At 51.2% G+C, this 19,157-nt stretch carries 11 protein-coding genes; 8 read left to right on the top strand and 3 right to left on the bottom strand.

The annotated features are described in order from the left end of the window. Window positions 1-10: 10 nt before the first annotated feature. From ACQKLP_RS12950 to ACQKLP_RS12985, 8 genes are all read left to right on the top strand, one after another. Entirely contained in the window at window positions 11-8,881 is an 8,871-nt protein-coding gene (locus ACQKLP_RS12950) for an RHS repeat domain-containing protein (RefSeq protein ID WP_427323170.1), read from the top strand. A gap of 1,368 nt (window positions 8,882-10,249) precedes the next feature. Further along, window positions 10,250-10,522: a hypothetical protein gene (locus ACQKLP_RS12955; RefSeq protein ID WP_427323171.1), complete on the top strand. Its 273-nt coding sequence runs from the start codon at window positions 10,250-10,252 to the stop codon at window positions 10,520-10,522. A 125-nt stretch (window positions 10,523-10,647) separates the two neighbouring features. After that, window positions 10,648-10,974 (top strand): hypothetical protein, encoded by a 327-nt coding sequence (locus ACQKLP_RS12960; protein ID WP_427323172.1) that lies wholly within the window; start codon window positions 10,648-10,650, stop codon window positions 10,972-10,974. Between the two features lie 128 nt (window positions 10,975-11,102). Then, window positions 11,103-11,540 carry an SMI1/KNR4 family protein gene (locus ACQKLP_RS12965; protein WP_427323173.1) on the top strand — a complete coding sequence of 146 codons (438 nt, stop codon included), beginning with the start codon at window positions 11,103-11,105 and terminating at the stop codon, window positions 11,538-11,540. A gap of 141 nt (window positions 11,541-11,681) precedes the next feature. Further along, window positions 11,682-12,146, top strand: coding sequence for a hypothetical protein (locus ACQKLP_RS12970; RefSeq protein WP_427323174.1), 465 nt, complete (start codon window positions 11,682-11,684; stop codon window positions 12,144-12,146). 363 nt (window positions 12,147-12,509) lie between these two features. After that, window positions 12,510-13,016 carry a hypothetical protein gene (locus tag ACQKLP_RS12975; protein WP_427323175.1) on the top strand — a complete coding sequence of 169 codons (507 nt, stop codon included), beginning with the start codon at window positions 12,510-12,512 and terminating at the stop codon, window positions 13,014-13,016. A gap of 124 nt (window positions 13,017-13,140) precedes the next feature. Next, window positions 13,141-13,653, top strand: a complete 513-nt coding sequence (locus tag ACQKLP_RS12980) for a hypothetical protein (protein ID WP_427323176.1) — start codon at window positions 13,141-13,143, stop codon at window positions 13,651-13,653. Window positions 13,654-13,804: 151 nt separating this feature from the next. Further along, entirely contained in the window at window positions 13,805-14,428 is a 624-nt protein-coding gene (locus tag ACQKLP_RS12985) for a JAB domain-containing protein (RefSeq protein ID WP_427323177.1), read from the top strand. Window positions 14,429-14,765: 337 nt separating this feature from the next. Here the strand turns inward: ACQKLP_RS12985 and ACQKLP_RS12990 are convergent, their stop codons facing one another. The 3 genes from ACQKLP_RS12990 to ACQKLP_RS13000 form a co-directional block, all read right to left on the bottom strand. Continuing rightward, entirely contained in the window at window positions 14,766-15,548 is a 783-nt protein-coding gene (locus ACQKLP_RS12990) for a hypothetical protein (RefSeq protein ID WP_427323178.1), read from the bottom strand. 197 nt (window positions 15,549-15,745) lie between these two features. Further along, the gene (locus ACQKLP_RS12995; RefSeq protein WP_427323179.1) at window positions 15,746-18,631 is read right to left on the bottom strand and encodes an SGNH/GDSL hydrolase family protein; all 2,886 of its coding nucleotides are present in this window, start codon (window positions 18,629-18,631) and stop codon (window positions 15,746-15,748) included. Between the two features lie 9 nt (window positions 18,632-18,640). Further along, window positions 18,641-19,150 (bottom strand): hypothetical protein, encoded by a 510-nt coding sequence (locus ACQKLP_RS13000; RefSeq protein WP_427323180.1) that lies wholly within the window; start codon window positions 19,148-19,150, stop codon window positions 18,641-18,643. Window positions 19,151-19,157: the final 7 nt, after the last annotated feature.

Raw genomic sequence — 19,157 nt, forward strand, 5'->3', positions numbered from 1 at the left:
CCAGCATCATATGCGAACTATCGCCCGTTTATCCTTTATACTGTGTTTCCTCGCCGGCTTGCTGGCGCAGTCGCTGCCATTGTTTGCCGCCGTGGAACCGTACCAGCAGCAGCTGACCGGCCGTATCAGCCAGGGAGATATCCTGTTTTTGAAAGATGAGAAGTTCGAGAACCCCGCCTGGAACTGGAGTCTCATCAATAATAAGAAAGTCTCCAACGAAATTACTTTTTCGCTGATCCGTTCGCAATTGCAGGCGGTCGGTAAATCCTTCACCGCGGAAGTGGACCTGAAAGTGGAATACTGGAGCAACCCCGGCCAGGCAGACCCCATCGTGGAAGACCACGTGAAGCTCAAGGTGAATTACGACCATACGAGCGGTGCCAGCTACGCAGCCCAGGAGGTGTACCGTTTCCAGAACGGGCATAAGGTGAAAATTACGGTGAACAGTATTTCCAGCGCGGAGCTGGGCGCCGAACTGCCGGAGATCTTCACGCTTACGAGCCAGGTGTTCGTAGACAGGAGCTACGTCCGCGATGCGAACGCTGCGCCGGTGGGTGTTTTCGCCGCCGAGTCGGGAACGGGCGTGAGCCAGGTGGTGCTGAACTGGACGGCCCCCGCGGGCGCAGAGCATTACGACCTGGAGTGGACTTTCATCGACGAAACCTCCGCATTGGGCACCCTTTTACAAAATACCCCCGCCAACCAGCGCACGCCGGCGTTCCTGCAGCAATTTTTCCGCAACAACGCCACCCGCGTTACCCTCGACGAGCAGGGGTACAATATCAACCTCGTACATTTTTCGAAATACCTCCTCGTGCGGGTCCGCGAAGTATCGGTGAACGCAGCTACCGGGATCAGGGAAGAAGAGCCATGGGTATACGATCTGTCGTTTACGGCAACGGGCGGCAGTCCCACCCCGGTGAAGGGCGTCATCGAGCTGACGAACACCTGGCACCATGCCGATCTCAACTGGCAATACAACGCTACGTATGCGGAAGAAGGGAAGCGGAAGGAAGTGGTGTCTTACTTCGACAAATCCCTCAAAAACAGGCAGACCGTTACGTTGCTGAACAACGGGAACGTAGTGTCGGGCACGGCCGACGTTACCGCGATCGCGCAATCCACGATTTACGACGAATACGGCCGGGCGGCGGTGAACATCCTGCCGGCGCCGCTGTTCGGACGCGATAAGCTGGATTTTTACCCGCAGCTGAACAAGCTCGTGAACGGGACCGCGCTCAATTTCCAGCATGTGGGCGCGCCGGGGCTCAACTGCGACTTCAAGTTCCAGGCGCTGGGCGCGCAAGACGGTGCAGGTAAATACTATTCGCCGCAAAACGAATACCGTACGCAAGGCAACCACAAGTTCGTGCCCGACGCGGAGGGTTTTCCGTTCAGCGCGCAGATCTATACGAACGACAATACAGGCCGGATTTCGTCGCAGGGCGGCGTGGGCAAGCTGTTTCAGCCGGGTCGCAACCCGTCGGAAGAGAACGTTCATTCCACCCGGTATTTCTACAGCAAGCCGGCAAAGGAAGAGCTGTACCGGATGTTCGGGAACGACGTGGGGCATGCCTCGCATTATTCCAAGAATACGGTGATCGATCCTAACGGGCAGATCAGCGTTTCTTACCTCAATTTATCGGGCAAAACGATCGCCACGGCCCTGAGCGGGGAAAGCCCCGAAAACCTCGACGCGTTGGCCTCCAAGCCGGCACGGATAGATCGCACCAACACCGTGTTTTCTCCGGAAGATTTTTCGTTTGACCCATCGCGCCTGCAATTGACGGCCAACCAGACCTATATCGCGGAGCAGGCGGGGGAAATGAAATTCCGGCTGAACGTGCCCAGGCTCGTTGCGAAATACACCAACGGCGCCGTCAACATCTGCTCGGAATGCGGTTACAAAGTGGTGGTGACGGTGTTCGACGACTGCCTGCCGGAAGCGGGTAAAGCCAACCGCACAAAGCCTTATACCATAAACGGTACGGCGCCCTCGCTGACTTGTACGGTACAGCCGGCAGACCTGAACGATGAGTTCACCCTGGATTTCGACAAGGCGGGTGCATACTACATCACGATGGAGATCCGGATGGAGGAAGACGTGATCCGTCAGAAGGCCGAACAGTTCGTCAACATCAACAGCACCCTGGACAAGCAGTTCGATTTTATCAAAAAGGAGCTCGATTCACTGGACCTGGCCGGCTGCTTCAGCGACTGCAAGACCTGTAAAACTACTTTGGGCACCCGCGCAGGGTTCATCCAGCGTGTGCGCGACAAAATGGCGACGCTGGGCGTGAACCTTGCGACCAACGGTGCCCAGATCGATACCTGGGCCGGCAGCCGCTTCGATGTGATGGACGCAGCATGCACATTGGCGCGCAAAACCTGCAGCGACGATCCCTGCGAGGAGCTGCGCAACAAGCTGCGGATGGATGTGAGCCCGGGCGGGCAGTATGCGCTTTTTAAACCCGACGGTACGCCGCTGGAGCCAGACATGAACGTGCTGGCATTGTACTGGCGTACGGAATGGCCCGTTAAGCCCGCCGACGATTTTGCATACCGCCAGCACATGATCTACCTGGAAAACGGCGACTCCACTTCCATCAACGATACTTCGTTTACGGTAAAAATGCTGGTCGAGCATTGGAAACCCGAGTTCGCGGACCGGTTCCTTACCTATCATCCGGAATATTGCGGGCTGGAGGATTGCGGAGAAAACAGCGCCTACCTGCGCTGGGACGATCGCATCGGCAGCATGGTGCAGACAACGGCCGATCTCGCGGGCTTCGACATACCGGTATCGTTTTCGACCAACACCGCCACCTGGCTCGTGGCTTATGACCCGTTCTTCGCGAACGGAGCGCGTGGGGCGGGTTTCAAGACCGCGTTCCAGCAAGACCTGAACGAGTATTCGAACAGGATAAAGAAGATCGATAAAGTAGCGACCAAACACCTCGGGCAGTATATCGATTATATACTGTACTGTTCAGACGACCAGCCGGCAGACCCTTATGCCGCCTTCGACCTCAAAACATGGACGGAATGCGCGCCTCCGGCCAATTGCCGCGTGCCTGACCGGGAGCTGCAGATGTACAAAAAGCTCTACTTCGAGCTGAAGCAAAAATATTACCAGCAGCTGCGGGATTCGCTGCGCTGCAAGAACGCCTGCAAAGTGGGGATCCCGATCATCGCTTCTTCAGGCGCATGCCCCAATGCGGATGCGTTCAGCCTGGTGGCCGATTCGGTGTTCGGCGCCAACCGCCGGGTTATCGTCCGCCACGAAGGCGGGCCGCTCGTGACTTCAACGACCGTCTACTTGTATTATCCCGAACAGTACATGAGCACGCCGGGGCTGGTAAGTTCCCGAACGTTTGCGCCGGGGCAGTGGGTAGATACGTTCAACATCCCGGCTACCATTCCGGAATCGGCCGTGCGCGTGAAAGGCGTGTATTGCCAAAGCCCGGGAAGCAGCGCTATGCCCTGCAGCGGTGTTGCGCTTACGCTGGAGCTGGGCACTTCCGGCCGGAAGCTCGGGTACAATACCTGGGACGGCATCGGCGCGGGCAATGTGCTCAAGCGGTACTACATCCAGCGCGGGCTGCGGGATTCGCTGCCCAATCTGTCGAACTATTGTACCGGGGCCGATACCGCTTACTACAATTGTCTTACGATCAAGTATAATGGCCTGACGGAATACATCCAGAACGCCTGGCTGATTTCCTGTCCGCAGACGACCTGTGCATCCAGCGGTTCTTTTACCGCCACCTCGCGCACGGGCGACTTCGTATATTCCAATGGTACCAACGCGATAGAGATCGTTCCGTTCACCGCGCCGACTTCCGGCGTAACCAGCACGCTGTGCGGCTCACCCTCGTCTGCCTGGTACGAATGCTTTACGGTGACGCAGGGCAGCAATACTTACTATTACCGCAACGCCAGGGTATTCACCTGCGCGGCGCAACCGCCCTGTACGCCCGATGTGGAATTTGCGTATACGAGCAGCGATGGCGTGTATTTCGAGAAGTTCGTCCATCTGGATTATAAAACCTACGTGGTATCGAATTCCGCCGGATGCCCGGCGGGGACCACCGAAATCAATACCATTTACCCGTCTTGCGTAAAGTTCAGCCCGGCGCCCGGGCATTCTGACGATGTCGTGTACTTCCAGAACCAGCGGGTGGTGATCTGCGATGGCCTGGCTTCTTCGTCGGCTTTCATGGCCACCACACCCGGGGTGACGATGCTGCTTATGCCCGGCGGGCCTGGCGGCGGTACCTGTCCTGCAGGATTGCAATTCAAGCAGTCGCGCCTGAACGAAGTGAATTTCAACGCGCCGTTAGACGCGGACCAGCTGCAGGCGGAAGGGGCGGCGCAATACGCGCAGTATCAGCAATCGGCCTGCGCCAACCAGGCAGACATTTGGCTGGAGCGGCTGGAGAAGTGTTTCGACAAGTTTTCGAACAATACCACCAAGGCGCAGAAGCGCGCGGAACTGAAGGCGAAGCTGATCGAGCTTTGCAACAAGGGCGTGGATATCAGCCATCCTTATGGCGCAAGCACCCTGCCAACGGGCGTTACCATCCCGGGCGGCGGGTCCAGCTTCAAGGAGGTGATCAAGACGATCATCAGCATCACCGCTTTTTCGCCGGACTGCAACCCCTGGCTGCTCGACGGGCCTTATCCCTATAACACGCCGCTGCTGGCAGCCAATGCGGTGATCAGCAATTCCGGTCCGGAGATCTGCAAACGCCTGGCAGCTTACAAACAGCAATTCAATGATGCGGGGACCGGAACTTTCCATCAATACCTGACGGGCCGCTTCGGCGAAGCCATGACCCTCACGGCGGCCGAGCTGGCCGACCTGGAGCAGAGCTGTGACGCCTGCAAGTACATCCTGAAGAAAGATGTGGAGCTGCCGCTCTTCCTGGGCGCGGATTCCAAAGGCTGCATCACCAAATCGGAGCTGACGGCTGCGTGGGCGGCCGTGGAAGGGGAAATACCGGGCCTTACGGCGTCGCATCCCGAATACGAGCGCATCATCACCAATTACCTGAACCATAAATGGGGTTTCGGGATGGGGTATGCGCAATATCTCCGCCTGAAGGAAAATACCAATGCCGGCGCCACGCTGTGCAACACGGCGCCTTTCAAGAGCACGCCGCCCGATCCTTACGCCTGCCTCTTGGCGCAGCTGCATACAGCCACCATCAATGGTTTGCGGAGCTACGACCAGTACATCGCGGAAGTGAAACGCCAGTATCGCCAGGATTATATCGGCGCCTGCAGCAAAGCGGCGGGCGGGCTGAAAGTGACGTACAAGTCCACCGGAACATATCATTATACGCTGTATTACTACGACCAGGCGGGCAACCTCGTGAAAACGGTGCCGCCGGAAGGGGTGCGCCTGCTGAGCGACGAGGGCATGACCGCCATGACCGAAACCGCCAAAGCGGAAGAGAATTGCTTCTACGGCGGGCCGGTAACGGAAACGGACATCGAGCTGACGAAGCAGTTCGTGAAAAACTCACTCAATGCCGGCACGCACGCCATCGAGATGTGGCTGTACAATAACGAGATGCCCCTGGGCCAGGTGCTCATGACCACCGGAGTAGACGGCTATATGGTGAACGCCTGCCTGGGCGATCAGTTTATGGACGTCGATATCTACAAGCTGGGCGGCACGGCGCCGGGGATCGATTTCCAGCGGGCGCGGTATTACCGCGTGTCGATGAACAAAAACGTCATGCGCCCCATGATGCACGTAGTGCTGCAGGGGAACAATATGGGGCTCGACAATGGCTCGCTGGCCGTATACGTGAACGGTGAGCTGCGGCCGGCCGTAACGAGCGATGTGCCTGGCGCATGCGGCTGGGAGATCGGGTTCGAGAACGGACAGCCGAAGCTGCCGCAGAACTCGTCTACCCTCAAACATGTACGTGGTTATAGCGTTATGCTGAGCCCGGCGCAGATACTGGCGCAATACAACATGGCCTGCCTGGGCCTGAGCAACGACGTGGCCAGCGTTCCCCGTGAGCACTGGGGCCGTTTCAATATTGCGGAACCCGGCAGCGCCACTACTTCAGAGAATACGGGCCAGGAAAACCGGTATACGAAGGTCTATCCGCAGCATGCGCTCAATAGTACCTATAGCTTCAATACGCTTAACGGCGTGGTGGCCCAGGAAACCCCGGATGGCGGCGCCAGCCAGTTCTGGTACGACTGGGTGGGAAGACTGGTGGCATCGCGGAACGCGATCCAGCACGGCCGTCTGAGCTATACGCTTTATGATAGCCAGAGCCGCATCAAGGAAGTAGGGGAGCGCGATGGTGCCGGATGGAGCAAGCCTTTCCTTACCAAAGCCGAAACGGATTTGCTTGAAACTGAAGGGTTGCCGTCCCGCCGGTATTATACCATTACGGAGTACGATGTTCCCATAACCGGTACTTACGGCACCGGTTCCAACGCGGAAGTGGTGGAGCAGCACATTACCCAGGAGAACCTCCGCAAGCGGGTGTCTGCCACCAAATTGTTCGAAACGCCCGCCAGTCAGCCGGTGGTAACGTTCTACAGCTATGATATCATGGGCAACGTGAAAACGCTGCTCCACAAGCTGCCGGACTTCAAATTCAAGCGGATCGACTATAACTACGACCTGGCGAGCGGCAAAGTGCGGACCGTGCGCTTCCGGCACGACGCGAATTCCTATTTCTTCTACGACTACCGCTACGACGCAGAAAACCGCCTCACGAAAGCCTATTCCGGCGTATCGGGCGGTGGTGCGGACGGCTGGTCGGTCATCAACCCGAAGCTGGAAGCGGTATATTACTACTACCGTCATGGCCCGCTGGCCCGGATGGAGCTGGGCGGCAATGTGCAGGGCGTGGACTATGCCTATACCCTGCAGGGCTGGCTGAAATCGATCAATGGTGAGCAACTGAACGGCACGAACGATATGGGGCAGGATGGGGTAGACAACACCCCGAACGCGCCTTTCCAGAAAGATGTGTACGCCTTCTCGCTGCATTATTTCGGGGAAGATTACAAATCCATCGCAAAAGGGAACAACGAAGACCTGGTGTTCAACCTGCAATGGGATTACACGACCGCCGCGGCGCCTGGCCGGCAGCTGTTTAACGGGAATATCGCCCGGGCCACCCTGGCGATGTCGAAATTCGACGGTGGCGCCCCGAAAGGCTATGCCTACCGGTACGACCAACTGAACCGGCTGACCCAGATGCAGCAGCACGCATCTTCGGGAACGGCCATTTCTGCGGCGGGATTGCCTTACGGGGAGTCGGTGGAATACGACGCCAACGGCAACATCCTCTCCTACAAGCGAAATGGCAACAAAGACAATGCGTCGGAAGCGCTGATGGACGACCTCCGGTATGATTACGCCTACGGCTACAATACCGACGGCACCCGGAAGCTGCTGAATAACCGCCTGCACACGCTGCAAGACAAGCAGACCAGCATCCACCGCTACGAAGGCGACCTCGACGGCACTTATAAATACGAGTACGACGCCATCGGCAACCTGATCAGCGACCGGGAATCCGGGGTGGAGGAGATCAAATGGACGGTGTACGGCAAGATCGCTTCCATCCGCAAAACCGACGGGTCGGTGATTTCCTACCAGTACGACGCTTCCGGGAACCGGATCTACAAAGACCTGCTGAAAGACGCGCAAACGCAGCGTACCTGGTACGTCCGCGATGCGCAGGGCAATCCGCTGGCGGTATACGGCCAGGCGGCGTCGGCGGCTGCGCCGTCGCTGCAGGAGCAGCATCTCTATGGCAGCAGCAGGCTGGGTGTCTGGAATGTGGACGCCGGGGCCGGGGAGTCTTACCTCGCCAAATGGAACGGCAAGGAGGGCAAAACCCTCTACGAGCTGACGAACCACCTGGGGAACGTAGTGGGCACGGTCTCGGGGGCTTATAATGGCAGTCGGGAGGCCACGGTGGTGAGTATGACGGATTATTATCCCTTTGGGATGGCAATGCCGGGAAGAATGTTTAATTTGGGGGGTAGTTCTTATCGTTATGGGTTTAACGGGAAGGAGAATGATAATGAGGTGAAGGGTGTTGAGGGATCGCAGCAGGATTATGGGATGAGGATTTATGACCCGAGGGTGGGGAGGTTCTTGAGTGTTGATCCATTAACAAGGGAATATCCTTACTATACCCCATTTCAATTTGCTGGAAATAAACCCATTTGGGCTGTTGATAGAGATGGGCTTGAAGATGAATGGTATATGAAAGCTCGTGCGAATGCGATATCTGGCGTGGGGTGGTTGGCTACACAGGTGTCAGATTTAACTCAGGGCACAATTAATAGCGTAACAATTTTTGGATCTGGCTTTGTTATGCCTGTCATTAATCAGGCGCATGTAATTTATAAAGAAGGGCCTCACTCTGGAGGAGCATACGATCCTAATAATAAAGTTGAATGGGCTGTACCTTATAAGTTTGAAGACTGGAAATTTGTAAAGCAAAGTCATTTGATGAATGGGAATATCTCTTTTGAAGATGGACGGGAAATAATGTCTGCTTCAGTTGATGTTGTGCTGATGGGATTGCCGGTCAAAGCGCCTGTGAAGTTTGGAAATAAGACTGCTCAGAAAGTTGCTGATGAAATTGTAGATATGGCTGCTAAAGATTTTGCAGTTCCGAAGGTGCTGGAATCAATCTTTGACGGTATTGCACCTGCACCCGACGGGTCTACCACAAGTAATTCGACACCTAAACCTAACCCTACTCCTTGGGTGCCAGGCGAAGAGAATAAACAAGAGGCTAATGGGAGCCTTGGTTCTCAAAAGTCAGGATTTACAGGTCCACATGCAAGGCATGCACAGAAACAAAGGGAGCGTAATGATTAAAATTAATATTTGTTTATGGAAGCGGTAATCAGGATTGTTTTATTATTTGTACTAAGTTATCCAGGTACTTTTTTAATATGGTTGTTTAAAGGTGGGAAGAAAAGTTTTAAAGAGGTGAGGGAGGAGGGTAGTCCATATTTCCATGCTGTGATAACAATTATTTTAATTGGGTTAGTTATCTTGTTAATAAAATATCTTAGGGGAGATCGGTTAGTAGCTTGAGTTAGCGTTTGGGGTGGGGAGTACTTTGGTGTTCAGTAACCCTTCGAGCAATACGTTTATCTCGAATGGAAGTGCCTGAGACAGTTGAATACGTGTACAGTGCTGAAGCGGATAAGATTATGAATTCTATTCCTTCATTGGAGTTTGAAAGTTTTACTTGATGAGGTTTTTATACTTTATTCGGTATTATTTGATAAAATACCCATTGGATTTCAAAAAAGTGAAAAAGCTGATTGGTCGAGACTATTAGGGATTAAAAAATTCAAATGAACGTTTGATGTTTGACAATGATGTCGAAATTGCAATGGTTAATACCAGCGATGGAATTGATACGCTTTTTACATGTTGAAATTGGAATTGCAAGTGTAAATAAAAATAATTTTTCTTGCTTTGATTTGTCAGATTTTAGCAAGGGTGGATCGGCATATGAGTTCCAATATCCCGAAGGATTCAATCCCCGGAGCTTGTAATAGTGCGCTGTCGAAAAATGGATAGTATAAGGCTTACGGGGTATTCAAATGGAGGTTAGCCCGAAGTCTCTATGGATAATAGAAGTAGGGGATGGGTTCAAGCAAGTAACAATTTCACAATAAGCAAGTATAAATGTAGGCGATGAAAAAAAAGGAGTAATAGTTTATTGGTGATATGTTTTACAATATCTGTACTGGTTAACTTTGTATTAATATACTTTTTCTTTTTCAATACGAAAGAGGTTTGTGATAAGGAGATAACCAATTATAGCAAGAATTCTAATGTAGAAAGTCTTTCCGATCCGAAAAATTACATCGAGATTTTCGTTAAGAAGAATAGTAGTTTGTATAGGGATTTCTATGGAGAATATTTTGTTGATGATCCACTCAATGCATTTTTTCTCTCATGTGCTTATTATTTAACCACAAAAGATACAGCAATTTTGCATGACATTAAAATGGTGAGTTTGGAATTAAGTGGCAGGTATGGCTATGCGCCTAAAATGAAAGTAGAGTAACCAATATTGTTTAGCTAGTCACTTTTTGAGGAGAGTATTATTATGCATGGCTTTTAAATGAAGAGTGGAATTAATTCAGGCAATAGTGCTCAATATGGATACGTTGTTATAGGAAATGAAGCAGTTCAATAAGAATTTCCTAAATTAATTTGTGAGAAATGAAAAGATATTGTTGTGAGAAGTTTGCAAATCAATTGGAATTATCCCGAGAGCATAGTTTAAATATTCGGGTGTTAAAATTTGAACCGAAGGATTTGATCGATACGGAGAAAAGATATAGGTTTTTCATTACTCCTGGTTATACATTGGCAGATAGGTCTGTGCCTGTTTACAATATTGCTTATTGTCCTTTTTGTGGAAAAGATTTGTTTAAATTCTATAAGGATGATGCGTTTGTTAATGAGGATGATTCAAGTTTTTTGTACCCATGAATCATTTAGCGTTACTTTTATTAAGTACGAAGCACCGCCCGACCGGGCGGCGCTTCGTACTTAATAAATTAAACTATACTGCAAGGTGGAGGGATGTTTATATGTGGTAAATATATTATGATAACATGAATTTAGTACAGCTAGTTAATTATTTTAGAAAGGGTGGAGCTTTTAATGAATTTTGTCATCTGCAGAATCTAGATTTAGAATCGGAGGTGATCGAGGTTTTCATGCTGGCTCCGTTAGGATTAGATAACGAATTGGCCTTCTTTGAGATGGAGAGAATAAGTGAGGATATAGAGCTTGTTTATGAAGGTAGTGTGTATGTAAATTTGTTTAATTTTTACTATTTTATGGATGCAATTGAGGATTCGAACTCGCCGCAATACTTAAATTTGAGTGATGAGGAAGTTGCCAGACGATTATTTGATTACGCTATTAATGATGCATGATAAGTAGGCTGCCCGGGAGAGGCGATATTTTTAGTATTTCTGAGGAGGGCCACGATAACCCAAGTGTTCAATTGTATTAGGAACAAAATGGACGGAAGAGACTATTAAAAATGTATTAAAAGACAACTATGGAGGTGGAAAGGAAAAATGAGTTTGGCGGATTAACGGAACTTGAATTGGCTGATTTTGAAAATGCAAATAAAGTAGTATTACCAAAAGACTATAGAGAATTTTTACTGGAGAATAATGGCGGAAAGCCAATTCCAAACCGTGTCCGATTACCTAGTGCAATTCTTGAATATTTGTCTGGAATGCATAATGGAGATACATATGCGAATTTGTATAAACAGATAGATGTATTTCGCTCCAGGATTCCTTTTTCAACGTTTCCAATTGGTATTGATCCCTTTGGGAATTTGTTCCTAATGTCAATCCATCAAGAAATATTTGGATATATCTACTTCTGGGTTCATGAAGGAGAACCAGAAGTGCAAGATGGGCATTATACAGACAACTGCACCTTTGTCGCGTATAATTTTACGGAGTTTGTAGATAATTTATTTTGACTTTTTAAAGGAGCCATTTATTGACTTTAATGTTCTAGTATCCGAAGTTGTGTGCGTTACATATTCATTTTGATGGTTGCTGTACTTTTCTGAAAAGGCTCTTCTGAATTATCTGAGATGAATAAAAAATCCCTTAAACCTATGACAAAAAGACAATTTGTACTTTCCGGTATCATACTTTTCATTTCGCTTACGATAGTGGTAGTTTTATTGCTTTGGAATATCCGTAATAATATGGTAAAACTTGCGCAACCAGACCTGACCAAAAGTGAAGCAGCATATTTAAGATCATTGGAGGAACATTGTAATTGCGACGTGGCCAGGGAAGTAGATCCCCGGGCGGAAGTTCGCTCGTTGAAACATGCCAGGGGGTGGTACTATCTTGAGTTAAGGGGAATTAAATGCGCGGTATTGAACACAAAAGACAGTTTAAATTACCTGGCGAGCGAAATTGCCCGCAAACTTCACTCCCAAATCTTAGCCCAAAATTTTAACTATGATTATCGGGAAATTACCGTCAGCTTTATATGCAAAACAGGCGAGATGAGCAATCAAAACCTGTCTTTCGATTTCAAGCCGGAATACTTGGAAGATGATAATTTTTAGCTTTCACTGCAATAAGAAAGTTGGAATAGCTTTGAATGCTATAAACGATTTTATTCTGCACGGAGCTTTCAACTCGGGTTTAAAGGTTGGAATGAATTAGTCGGAAATAGAAATAGCGTGGACGAGCCTTTGGAGAAGTTTGATTTCGAATTCTTATAACATCATGGACTGGTCAGTGGCTTGCCGGGGGAAAAAATTAATTGTCAAACCCTCCCTAGGAAAACTCATGAAGGAAGTTATAGCCTACATAAGCCACTATCGAAAAGCGCTTGACGACTACCAACTAATGAACACAATGGAACTAAAAATCGTATTCCCATCCATGTTGGTCCAGATCAAATTAATTGTAACGACAAATCAAGGATGACAAAAGATATTTTATTAAACGACTTACTCATAAATGGCCTCTCCCGTCTGGGAATCAACGTAGGCATGCGTAAGGCCGAAATGGAAACGGCACTGGGTGCACCCCTTGGTAAAAGTTATATCGAAACTCCCGATGTAGTCTGCTATTTAATAGAATTGAAGGACGGCATCACCTGGACCATCAACTTCGATAACCAGGATACCTGCTATGAAATCAAAATCGACTTCGACGAAAACCGGCCCATAAACTTCCTTGTTTCATTGGGCGAAGAACGTGTGAAGATTGATACCACCACCACTTTCGATAAACTGGTTGAAATCCTTCACAGCCTGAACATAGACTGGGAATTTGATAAGAAGCGAATGTATTTACAAGCGGCCTGCATGCGGCTGGATAATGGCATTCGGCTATTTTATGCATTCGGTGAAAAAAGCGACGGAGATTATGGCTTATTCTCGCTACATTTTTTACTCGAAACGCATAATTACAACGTCAGGGAATGAAATGGGTACGGGTCGCTAAGTAATTGATAATTAACCTTTACCTGACACTCCCAATTTAAGCGGCGGTTATAGCTAGCGTTTTAATCTATCGTTTAGTAAATTATCAGTTGTAAAACAGGTACAAATGAATGGCATTGAAATGGAGAAGTTTCATTCACTCTCTATTACAGGTAGGTACATATATGGGTATTTATGCTTAATGCACGTAATTGAGCATGGAAATGTAATGCCGCTTCCGCAGTCATTGGATATTGTACTTAAAGAATTTGTTGAAAGTGAAATGTTGGATAAATGGCAAGACGAGGCCGAGAGCTATTTGCCTTCTTATATATTGGAAGAAAGGATTGATCTGAATCCTTGTAAATCAATTTCAAATGAAAGAAGAGAAGAACTGGCGTTGTATTATTTGTCGCAGAATGAACCATTTACGAAGGTGCTTGAAGCGCTCTTATGGTTGGGGATATCTAATTTATATGTTGGGTTTGATACAAGTATTACTTTTACATATATAGAAACTATAGTGCGATTGTTACTTGATTATGGAATAGCGCTTCCTGATTTTGAGAAAGTGGAAACTTGTCATGTGACGCAGAAAGGTGGTTGGGGAGAGATAACAAAAATGTCTTTATTTGTTTAACGTAGACAGGTTATCGAGGAATTAGTGAAGTTGAGTGATGAGAAAAGCAGGATGAAGCATTGTTACCATGCATGAAAAATGAATAAAATGAACTACTGCAGTTTATCCTTGTTGTTCTAACTTCAAGGGAAACGCTAAAATGGAAATCCGATTGAGTAAACTGAAGAAAGTAAAGATCGAAGCCCGGCAAGACGTTCACGAAATCATGCGGATGCTGCTTCGGCGCGAGCAGAAGATTGACCGGAACCGGGAGCACCTTTGGGTGCTGGGCCTCGCGGCGGATAATACGATCCTGCTGATCGAGTTGGTGAGCATGGGCTCCGTGACGAGCACCATCGCCGAGCCGATGGAAATCTACAGCCTGGCATTGCAGAAGCGTAGTGTGAAGATCATCCTTGTTCACAATCATCCCAGCGGGCTGCTGAAGCCCTCCGCCGCTGATCGTGAAATGACGGATCGGATGATCCAATGCGGCCGGTTATTGAAGGTGCCGGTGCTGGATCATTTCATCATCAGCGACAAAGGCTACTACAGCTTTGCGGAAGATGGGCTGCTGGCGGAGCTGGAAAAGAGTACCAAGTACATGCTGGAGTATGAGCTCAAAGCGCTTGGTGTCAAAGAAGGCAAGGAAGCCGGCCACAAAGCTGGCTTGAATGATAAAGCCCGAGAAATGGCGCGCATCATGAAAGCGTCAGGATATGCTATTACTGAAATTATGCGGTTAACGGGTCTTAGCAAACCTGTTATTCAGCGGCTTAAATCAAAAGACACATAGCGTTATTTGCCTGGTGAATGAATCCGTATCAGTTTGAATTAGATTTGGTGATTTTGAGAGTCATTCTTCCGCAAGGGCAGGCCAGGGTCTTCGAAGTTTGTTGCCGATGCCATATGCCTGTAAAACAGGATTCAAACAGACACCCAAAAAACTTCTAGTATCCTCGCGCAGTCGCCATATCAGTTTCCTCACTTCTCCCGATTTATCATGCATTCTAAACAACTCCAACATCTTTGTATCCCGGGCGTAAAATGGCGCCCCCAATTCTCCTGATTCATATGGTTCACAATACCTCATGTATTATGGTTTCCTCAGTTTTCGAAAATTTACCCAGCACTCAAAACACCTCCAATACCTTCGCCCCACCCGCATATTTCCTTCCCTTCAGCTCGCCCGACCCATCCGGCATCCCCATCTCAATCCCCACCGCCACTATCAAGGAAGCATCGGCCAGAACAGGCACATCCAGCGATAGCTGCAATTCAAATCCCTCCGCCCGCGCATCCCGATGCTGCCATTCCGATACCTTCCGGTCCCAGGCAGGCGCAACCACCGGCTCAAACAGCTCTTTACGATACACAATATCTCCCACCATCGCCAGATAGACAACAAACCGGTAAAACGGCAACTTCCAGGGCAGGCTCAGATTGATATCGGGCATAATAGCAGGGAAGGAGAGCATAACCGTACCTGCTGCGCGGTTTGCCGACGCCGTAACCGGATGTTGTAACAAGCTGTCGAAAGGATGCTCCTTATTGAAATTGAACCCTCGCAACAACGCCTTATTGGCCGACAAACAGACACCCCTTTCCCCGCGAGGGCGCTCGGCATCCCGCAGCTGGATTTCCTTCGCCAGCTTCACGAGTCGCCCGGTATAGTTCGGGTCGGCGATTTGCCGGAAAGCAATCATCGGTCGGCGTACCGCTGCCGCAAACAGGTTGCAGGCCTTGAATTCCGCATTGTTCTCCCGGGTGCGTGCAAATTTGCCGTCCGTTTTGATGCGCTCTTTGGAAGGCCCGTTGCACCGGCGCATGATGATCTTGTCAGTTCCTTTCCTGCGGTAATAGACGAATTCACCCAATCTTCCAGTGACTTCCATGGTCGATTCTACAATAGCCATAGATTATGCTTATTTGGAGTTACAATAATGATATGCTGACTATAACAGGCTATTGCATAGAATGTTTAACGGGTTTAAGCCGGCTCTTTAAAGAGGCGACTTAAACCCGTCTTAAATCCGGGATATACCCGGCTTAAACCCGGCTTATATATGCCGGAGAACTTCTCCAGGCATACCCTGATCCGGCAATTGGAAACCTATTCCTCCTGTATCACCAACGCATTCAGGTACCCAAACGCGCCATTGGTCGTCAAAGAAGGAGCGTGCACCGAAAGATTGATCTTCCCGTTCGCGTCCGGCGATATGCCGGTCCGCACTTCCTCGAGGGTAGTGTTGTTGAAGGCGTTCATCAAAATCTCGGCCCCGCCGTTGATCCGCCATGCGCCGTATCGTGGCGCCGCAGCGGAGTTGTTGCGCGATGCGTAGAACTTCAGCTTGTAGGTTTTGGAGGGGTTCAGGCCGGTAAGGATGAGGTTATCCATCCCTGTCGCCCATTTCAGACTGTAGTTGAACCAGTAGCCTTTCAGCGCGATGTCCGGGATCACGCCGGTATTGTTGCCGGTGGTGGTACCGTCTATGTCGGAGGCGCTGTTGCTGGCGAAGGGCGCCCAGAATTCAGGCGTGGGGCTCAGGTTGTCGATCGTCCAGCTGGTGGCGGGGTCGGTGATCGTGATGCGCTGGGAGTGGGGCGAGCCGTAGACGTTCAGCCATCCGGGAATGGGCTGCACCGCCGTTTTGCTGAAGTGGATGCGCAGCGTTTTCAGTCCGCCATTGTTGGGGAACACATTCACGGTGGAAGTACCTTTGTAGGTTTTGCCGCCGCCGGTGCCGGTTACGCGGAACACATACGTGCCGTTCGTCAACGCCGAGATGTTGGCAGTGGCCGACGTGGCGTTGGCGATGGTGGCGGTTCCCGGGCCTGACAGCTGCTCCCAGCTATATGTGGTAACCACGGCGCCGTTAATGGGCGTGCCCGTCAGCTGCAGGGTACTGAGCGTGGTGGTGGTATCGCGGAGGCGGATCTGCGGTACCGCAGGCAAGGGGCCTACCACGCCAATATCCACGAGGCTGACATGCGCGAACGTACCGGTGCCGCCTACGCGCATAGTAATATCCACTGAATCCACACCGGTTACACCGTTGAACTTGATGGCCTGCTGATAATTAGGCGTACCCGCGGTGGGGTATTTCGTTTCCACCGACTGTGCCGTTTCCCAGCCTTCGTTGCCGATCCGGGCCTGCAGCGTACGTTGCGCCGTGTTATCGTCCAGCCGCGCGCCCCAGATCTTGATGTAATATTTATTGGTAGGCACCATTCCTTTGATGCGGAGCACGATGCCGTTGGGGTTCAGCGACGAGTGGATGAACACGTTGTCGTATACCGCCTGCTGCGGATAATCGCCAACGGGAACGGTGAAGCCGTTGTAGTTGATAGCTTTCGTCTGGGAAGTCCCGAACGAGCCGGTGGGCGAGCCGATGAACTGGAGGCTCATATTGGTGATCTCGTTGGTGGTGGTGCGCATGTCCGGGAACGACGCGTTGGCCGCAAAGCCTTCCACGCCGCCTACGCCAAACCAGTTATTCCAGAATTTGCCCCATCCGTCGGGCGAAGGTGAAGGCCGGCCGTCGGGCTGGTTGGAGCCGTTGAGCGTGGTGATGCCATCGCCGCCGAGGTCGGTCAGCAGGCGGTAGGTGTAATCGTTCACACCGGGCAATGGATCGGGCTCGCTGAGCGTGGCAACGGGCGACCAGGGCGTGAACGTCCCGTTTTTCATCTCGGCCCTTACCCGGAAATAGACTTTGGCGGTGTTGTAGCGGTTGTATACGGATTTCACCACGTTGGCATCCGCCTGCTGCGCGAAGGGCGCCCAGGTGGTCTGGTTCACCGATGAATCGATGTGGTACTTCTTCACGCCGGTAATGGATTGGAAATAACCCAACCAACGATCGAACAGGCGGTCGGCGATAAACTGGTTGCCGGCGGCAGTGAGGTGGATGCCATCTCCATTATTGTAGGCGGGCAGGATGGAGGCGATAGTCGAAGGGTCTACGAGATCGTTAAATCCTTCCACATACCGGTCGGGCCAGGCGCTGCGGATACTGTCGGCCAGTTGCTTCAGCATTTGTTGCTGGGCGCTGTTGTAGTTGGTACGTGGTTGCGTGGTCTCGAAAAACGCGGTGATACCGTTGTGCTGCGCGATGCTGTCTACCTTTCGGAGGTTTTGCATGCTTTGCGCTACTGTCATGCCCGACGATGGGTCGTTGGAAGGAAGGGAAACGAACAGCATGTCGGGCCGCAACTGTACGGCGGTCTCGATGTTCTGTCCGGATACGCCGCCATCTTCGAGCGGCAGGATGTCTTTGGTGCTGTATCCCGGCACGGCGAGGTTGGTCCAGGCGTGTGCGGAAGTATTGTTGGTGAGCCAGGTGGAGATCTTGTCGCCCAGCCGGTTCGGGGCGGAAAGCCCGGTGCCCGCGAGGGTGGAGGAGCCGAGCCCTACCACTTTCGGACTGAGGAACAGCGTCTTGGCATTCGTTGCCCAGCGCAGCGTAAAGGTATTGTTGCCGTTGTCGGTGGCGCCGGGCAGCAGCCGCAGGGTAGACGCGGAGGGTGTGCCGCCGCCGCCGTCTGTGGCGCCGTTTACGGATAGGTCGAGGCCGTAAATGGCTTCGATAAAAATAATATCGTTCGCCTGCAGGGCAGGGCGGAAGGTGATCCTCCCTGCCGAAGCGTCCACGATCACGCCGTTGGTGCCGTCGCGATATTGGAGCAGGCCGTTGCGCATGACTTTGATGGTGTGGTTGACGAGGCTGGCGTTTTGGTACACGGAGTCACCCGCGGCCGGGTAACCCGCCGCGCCGGTTTTAAACTGGATGCTTTTGCCCAGTTGTTGGAATACGGTGGCGCCGTTGCCGGTGTTGTACAGGTAACCGTTCACGTCTTTCGACTTGTTGCGGAGCACGAGCTCGGCGTTCATGATCTTCACGGAGTCGGGGTCCAGCTTCAGCGGGGCGCCTTGCGCCAGGAGGGACGAGCAGGGAAAGAGGAGCGGGATAAACAAAAGTGGTTGCAAGCGTCTCATGTCGGGGAATTATTGGCGGTGATGCGTTTGGTGAATGAATTTTCTTTCGAGGGCGTATGCGTCTTGCTGGAAGAAAACAGGCAGGAAGCTGAAATCCCTGGCATGGAAGGCTTCCAGGTAGATTTTCTCCGCGGGGGCGAGCGCCGGCCTGAAGAGGATTTTGCCCAGCGAGGTGTCTACCGAAGTACTGTCGGGACAGGTAGTGCAAACGAGCAGCCCGTTCCGCCAGATCTTGACGTACCGGCCTTTCCAGGCCGCGTTGGTGTACACGGAATCGCCGGCCTGGGGAAACCCGGCGGTGCCCACGGTGAATTGCAGGGCGTTGCCGATGGATTTAAAACTGGTTTTCCCGTTGCCGGTGTTGACGAGGTAGCCGTTCACGTTCCGCGTGGCATTACGGACGACGAGCTCCATACCGGTCGCCTTCACGCTGTCGCGGTTAACGCCGAAGGATTGCTGGGCTTTGAGGGAAGGGAGGGTTACACAGCAAGCGGCTGTGAAAACAATTTGCTTCAACATAGAATTG

This window comes from Chitinophaga sp. NPDC101104 (genome assembly GCF_050277495.1).
Taxonomy (GTDB): Bacteria; Bacteroidota; Bacteroidia; order Chitinophagales; family Chitinophagaceae; genus Chitinophaga.

What these genes read in the sequence shown, in the direction of transcription:
- ACQKLP_RS12950 (WP_427323170.1), top strand. Translation starts at nt 11, where the DNA reads ATGCGAACTATCGCCCGTTTATCCTTTATACTGTGTTTCCTCGCCGGC.
- ACQKLP_RS12955 (WP_427323171.1), top strand. Translation starts at nt 10,250, where the DNA reads ATGAAAAGATATTGTTGTGAGAAGTTTGCAAATCAATTGGAATTATCC.
- ACQKLP_RS12960 (WP_427323172.1), top strand. Translation starts at nt 10,648, where the DNA reads ATGAATTTAGTACAGCTAGTTAATTATTTTAGAAAGGGTGGAGCTTTT.
- ACQKLP_RS12965 (WP_427323173.1), top strand. Translation starts at nt 11,103, where the DNA reads ATGGAGGTGGAAAGGAAAAATGAGTTTGGCGGATTAACGGAACTTGAA.
- ACQKLP_RS12970 (WP_427323174.1), top strand. Translation starts at nt 11,682, where the DNA reads ATGACAAAAAGACAATTTGTACTTTCCGGTATCATACTTTTCATTTCG.
- ACQKLP_RS12975 (WP_427323175.1), top strand. Translation starts at nt 12,510, where the DNA reads ATGACAAAAGATATTTTATTAAACGACTTACTCATAAATGGCCTCTCC.
- ACQKLP_RS12980 (WP_427323176.1), top strand. Translation starts at nt 13,141, where the DNA reads ATGAATGGCATTGAAATGGAGAAGTTTCATTCACTCTCTATTACAGGT.
- ACQKLP_RS12990 (WP_427323178.1), bottom strand. Translation starts at nt 15,548, where the DNA reads ATGGCTATTGTAGAATCGACCATGGAAGTCACTGGAAGATTGGGTGAA.
- ACQKLP_RS12995 (WP_427323179.1), bottom strand. Translation starts at nt 18,631, where the DNA reads ATGAGACGCTTGCAACCACTTTTGTTTATCCCGCTCCTCTTTCCCTGC.
- ACQKLP_RS13000 (WP_427323180.1), bottom strand. Translation starts at nt 19,150, where the DNA reads ATGTTGAAGCAAATTGTTTTCACAGCCGCTTGCTGTGTAACCCTCCCT.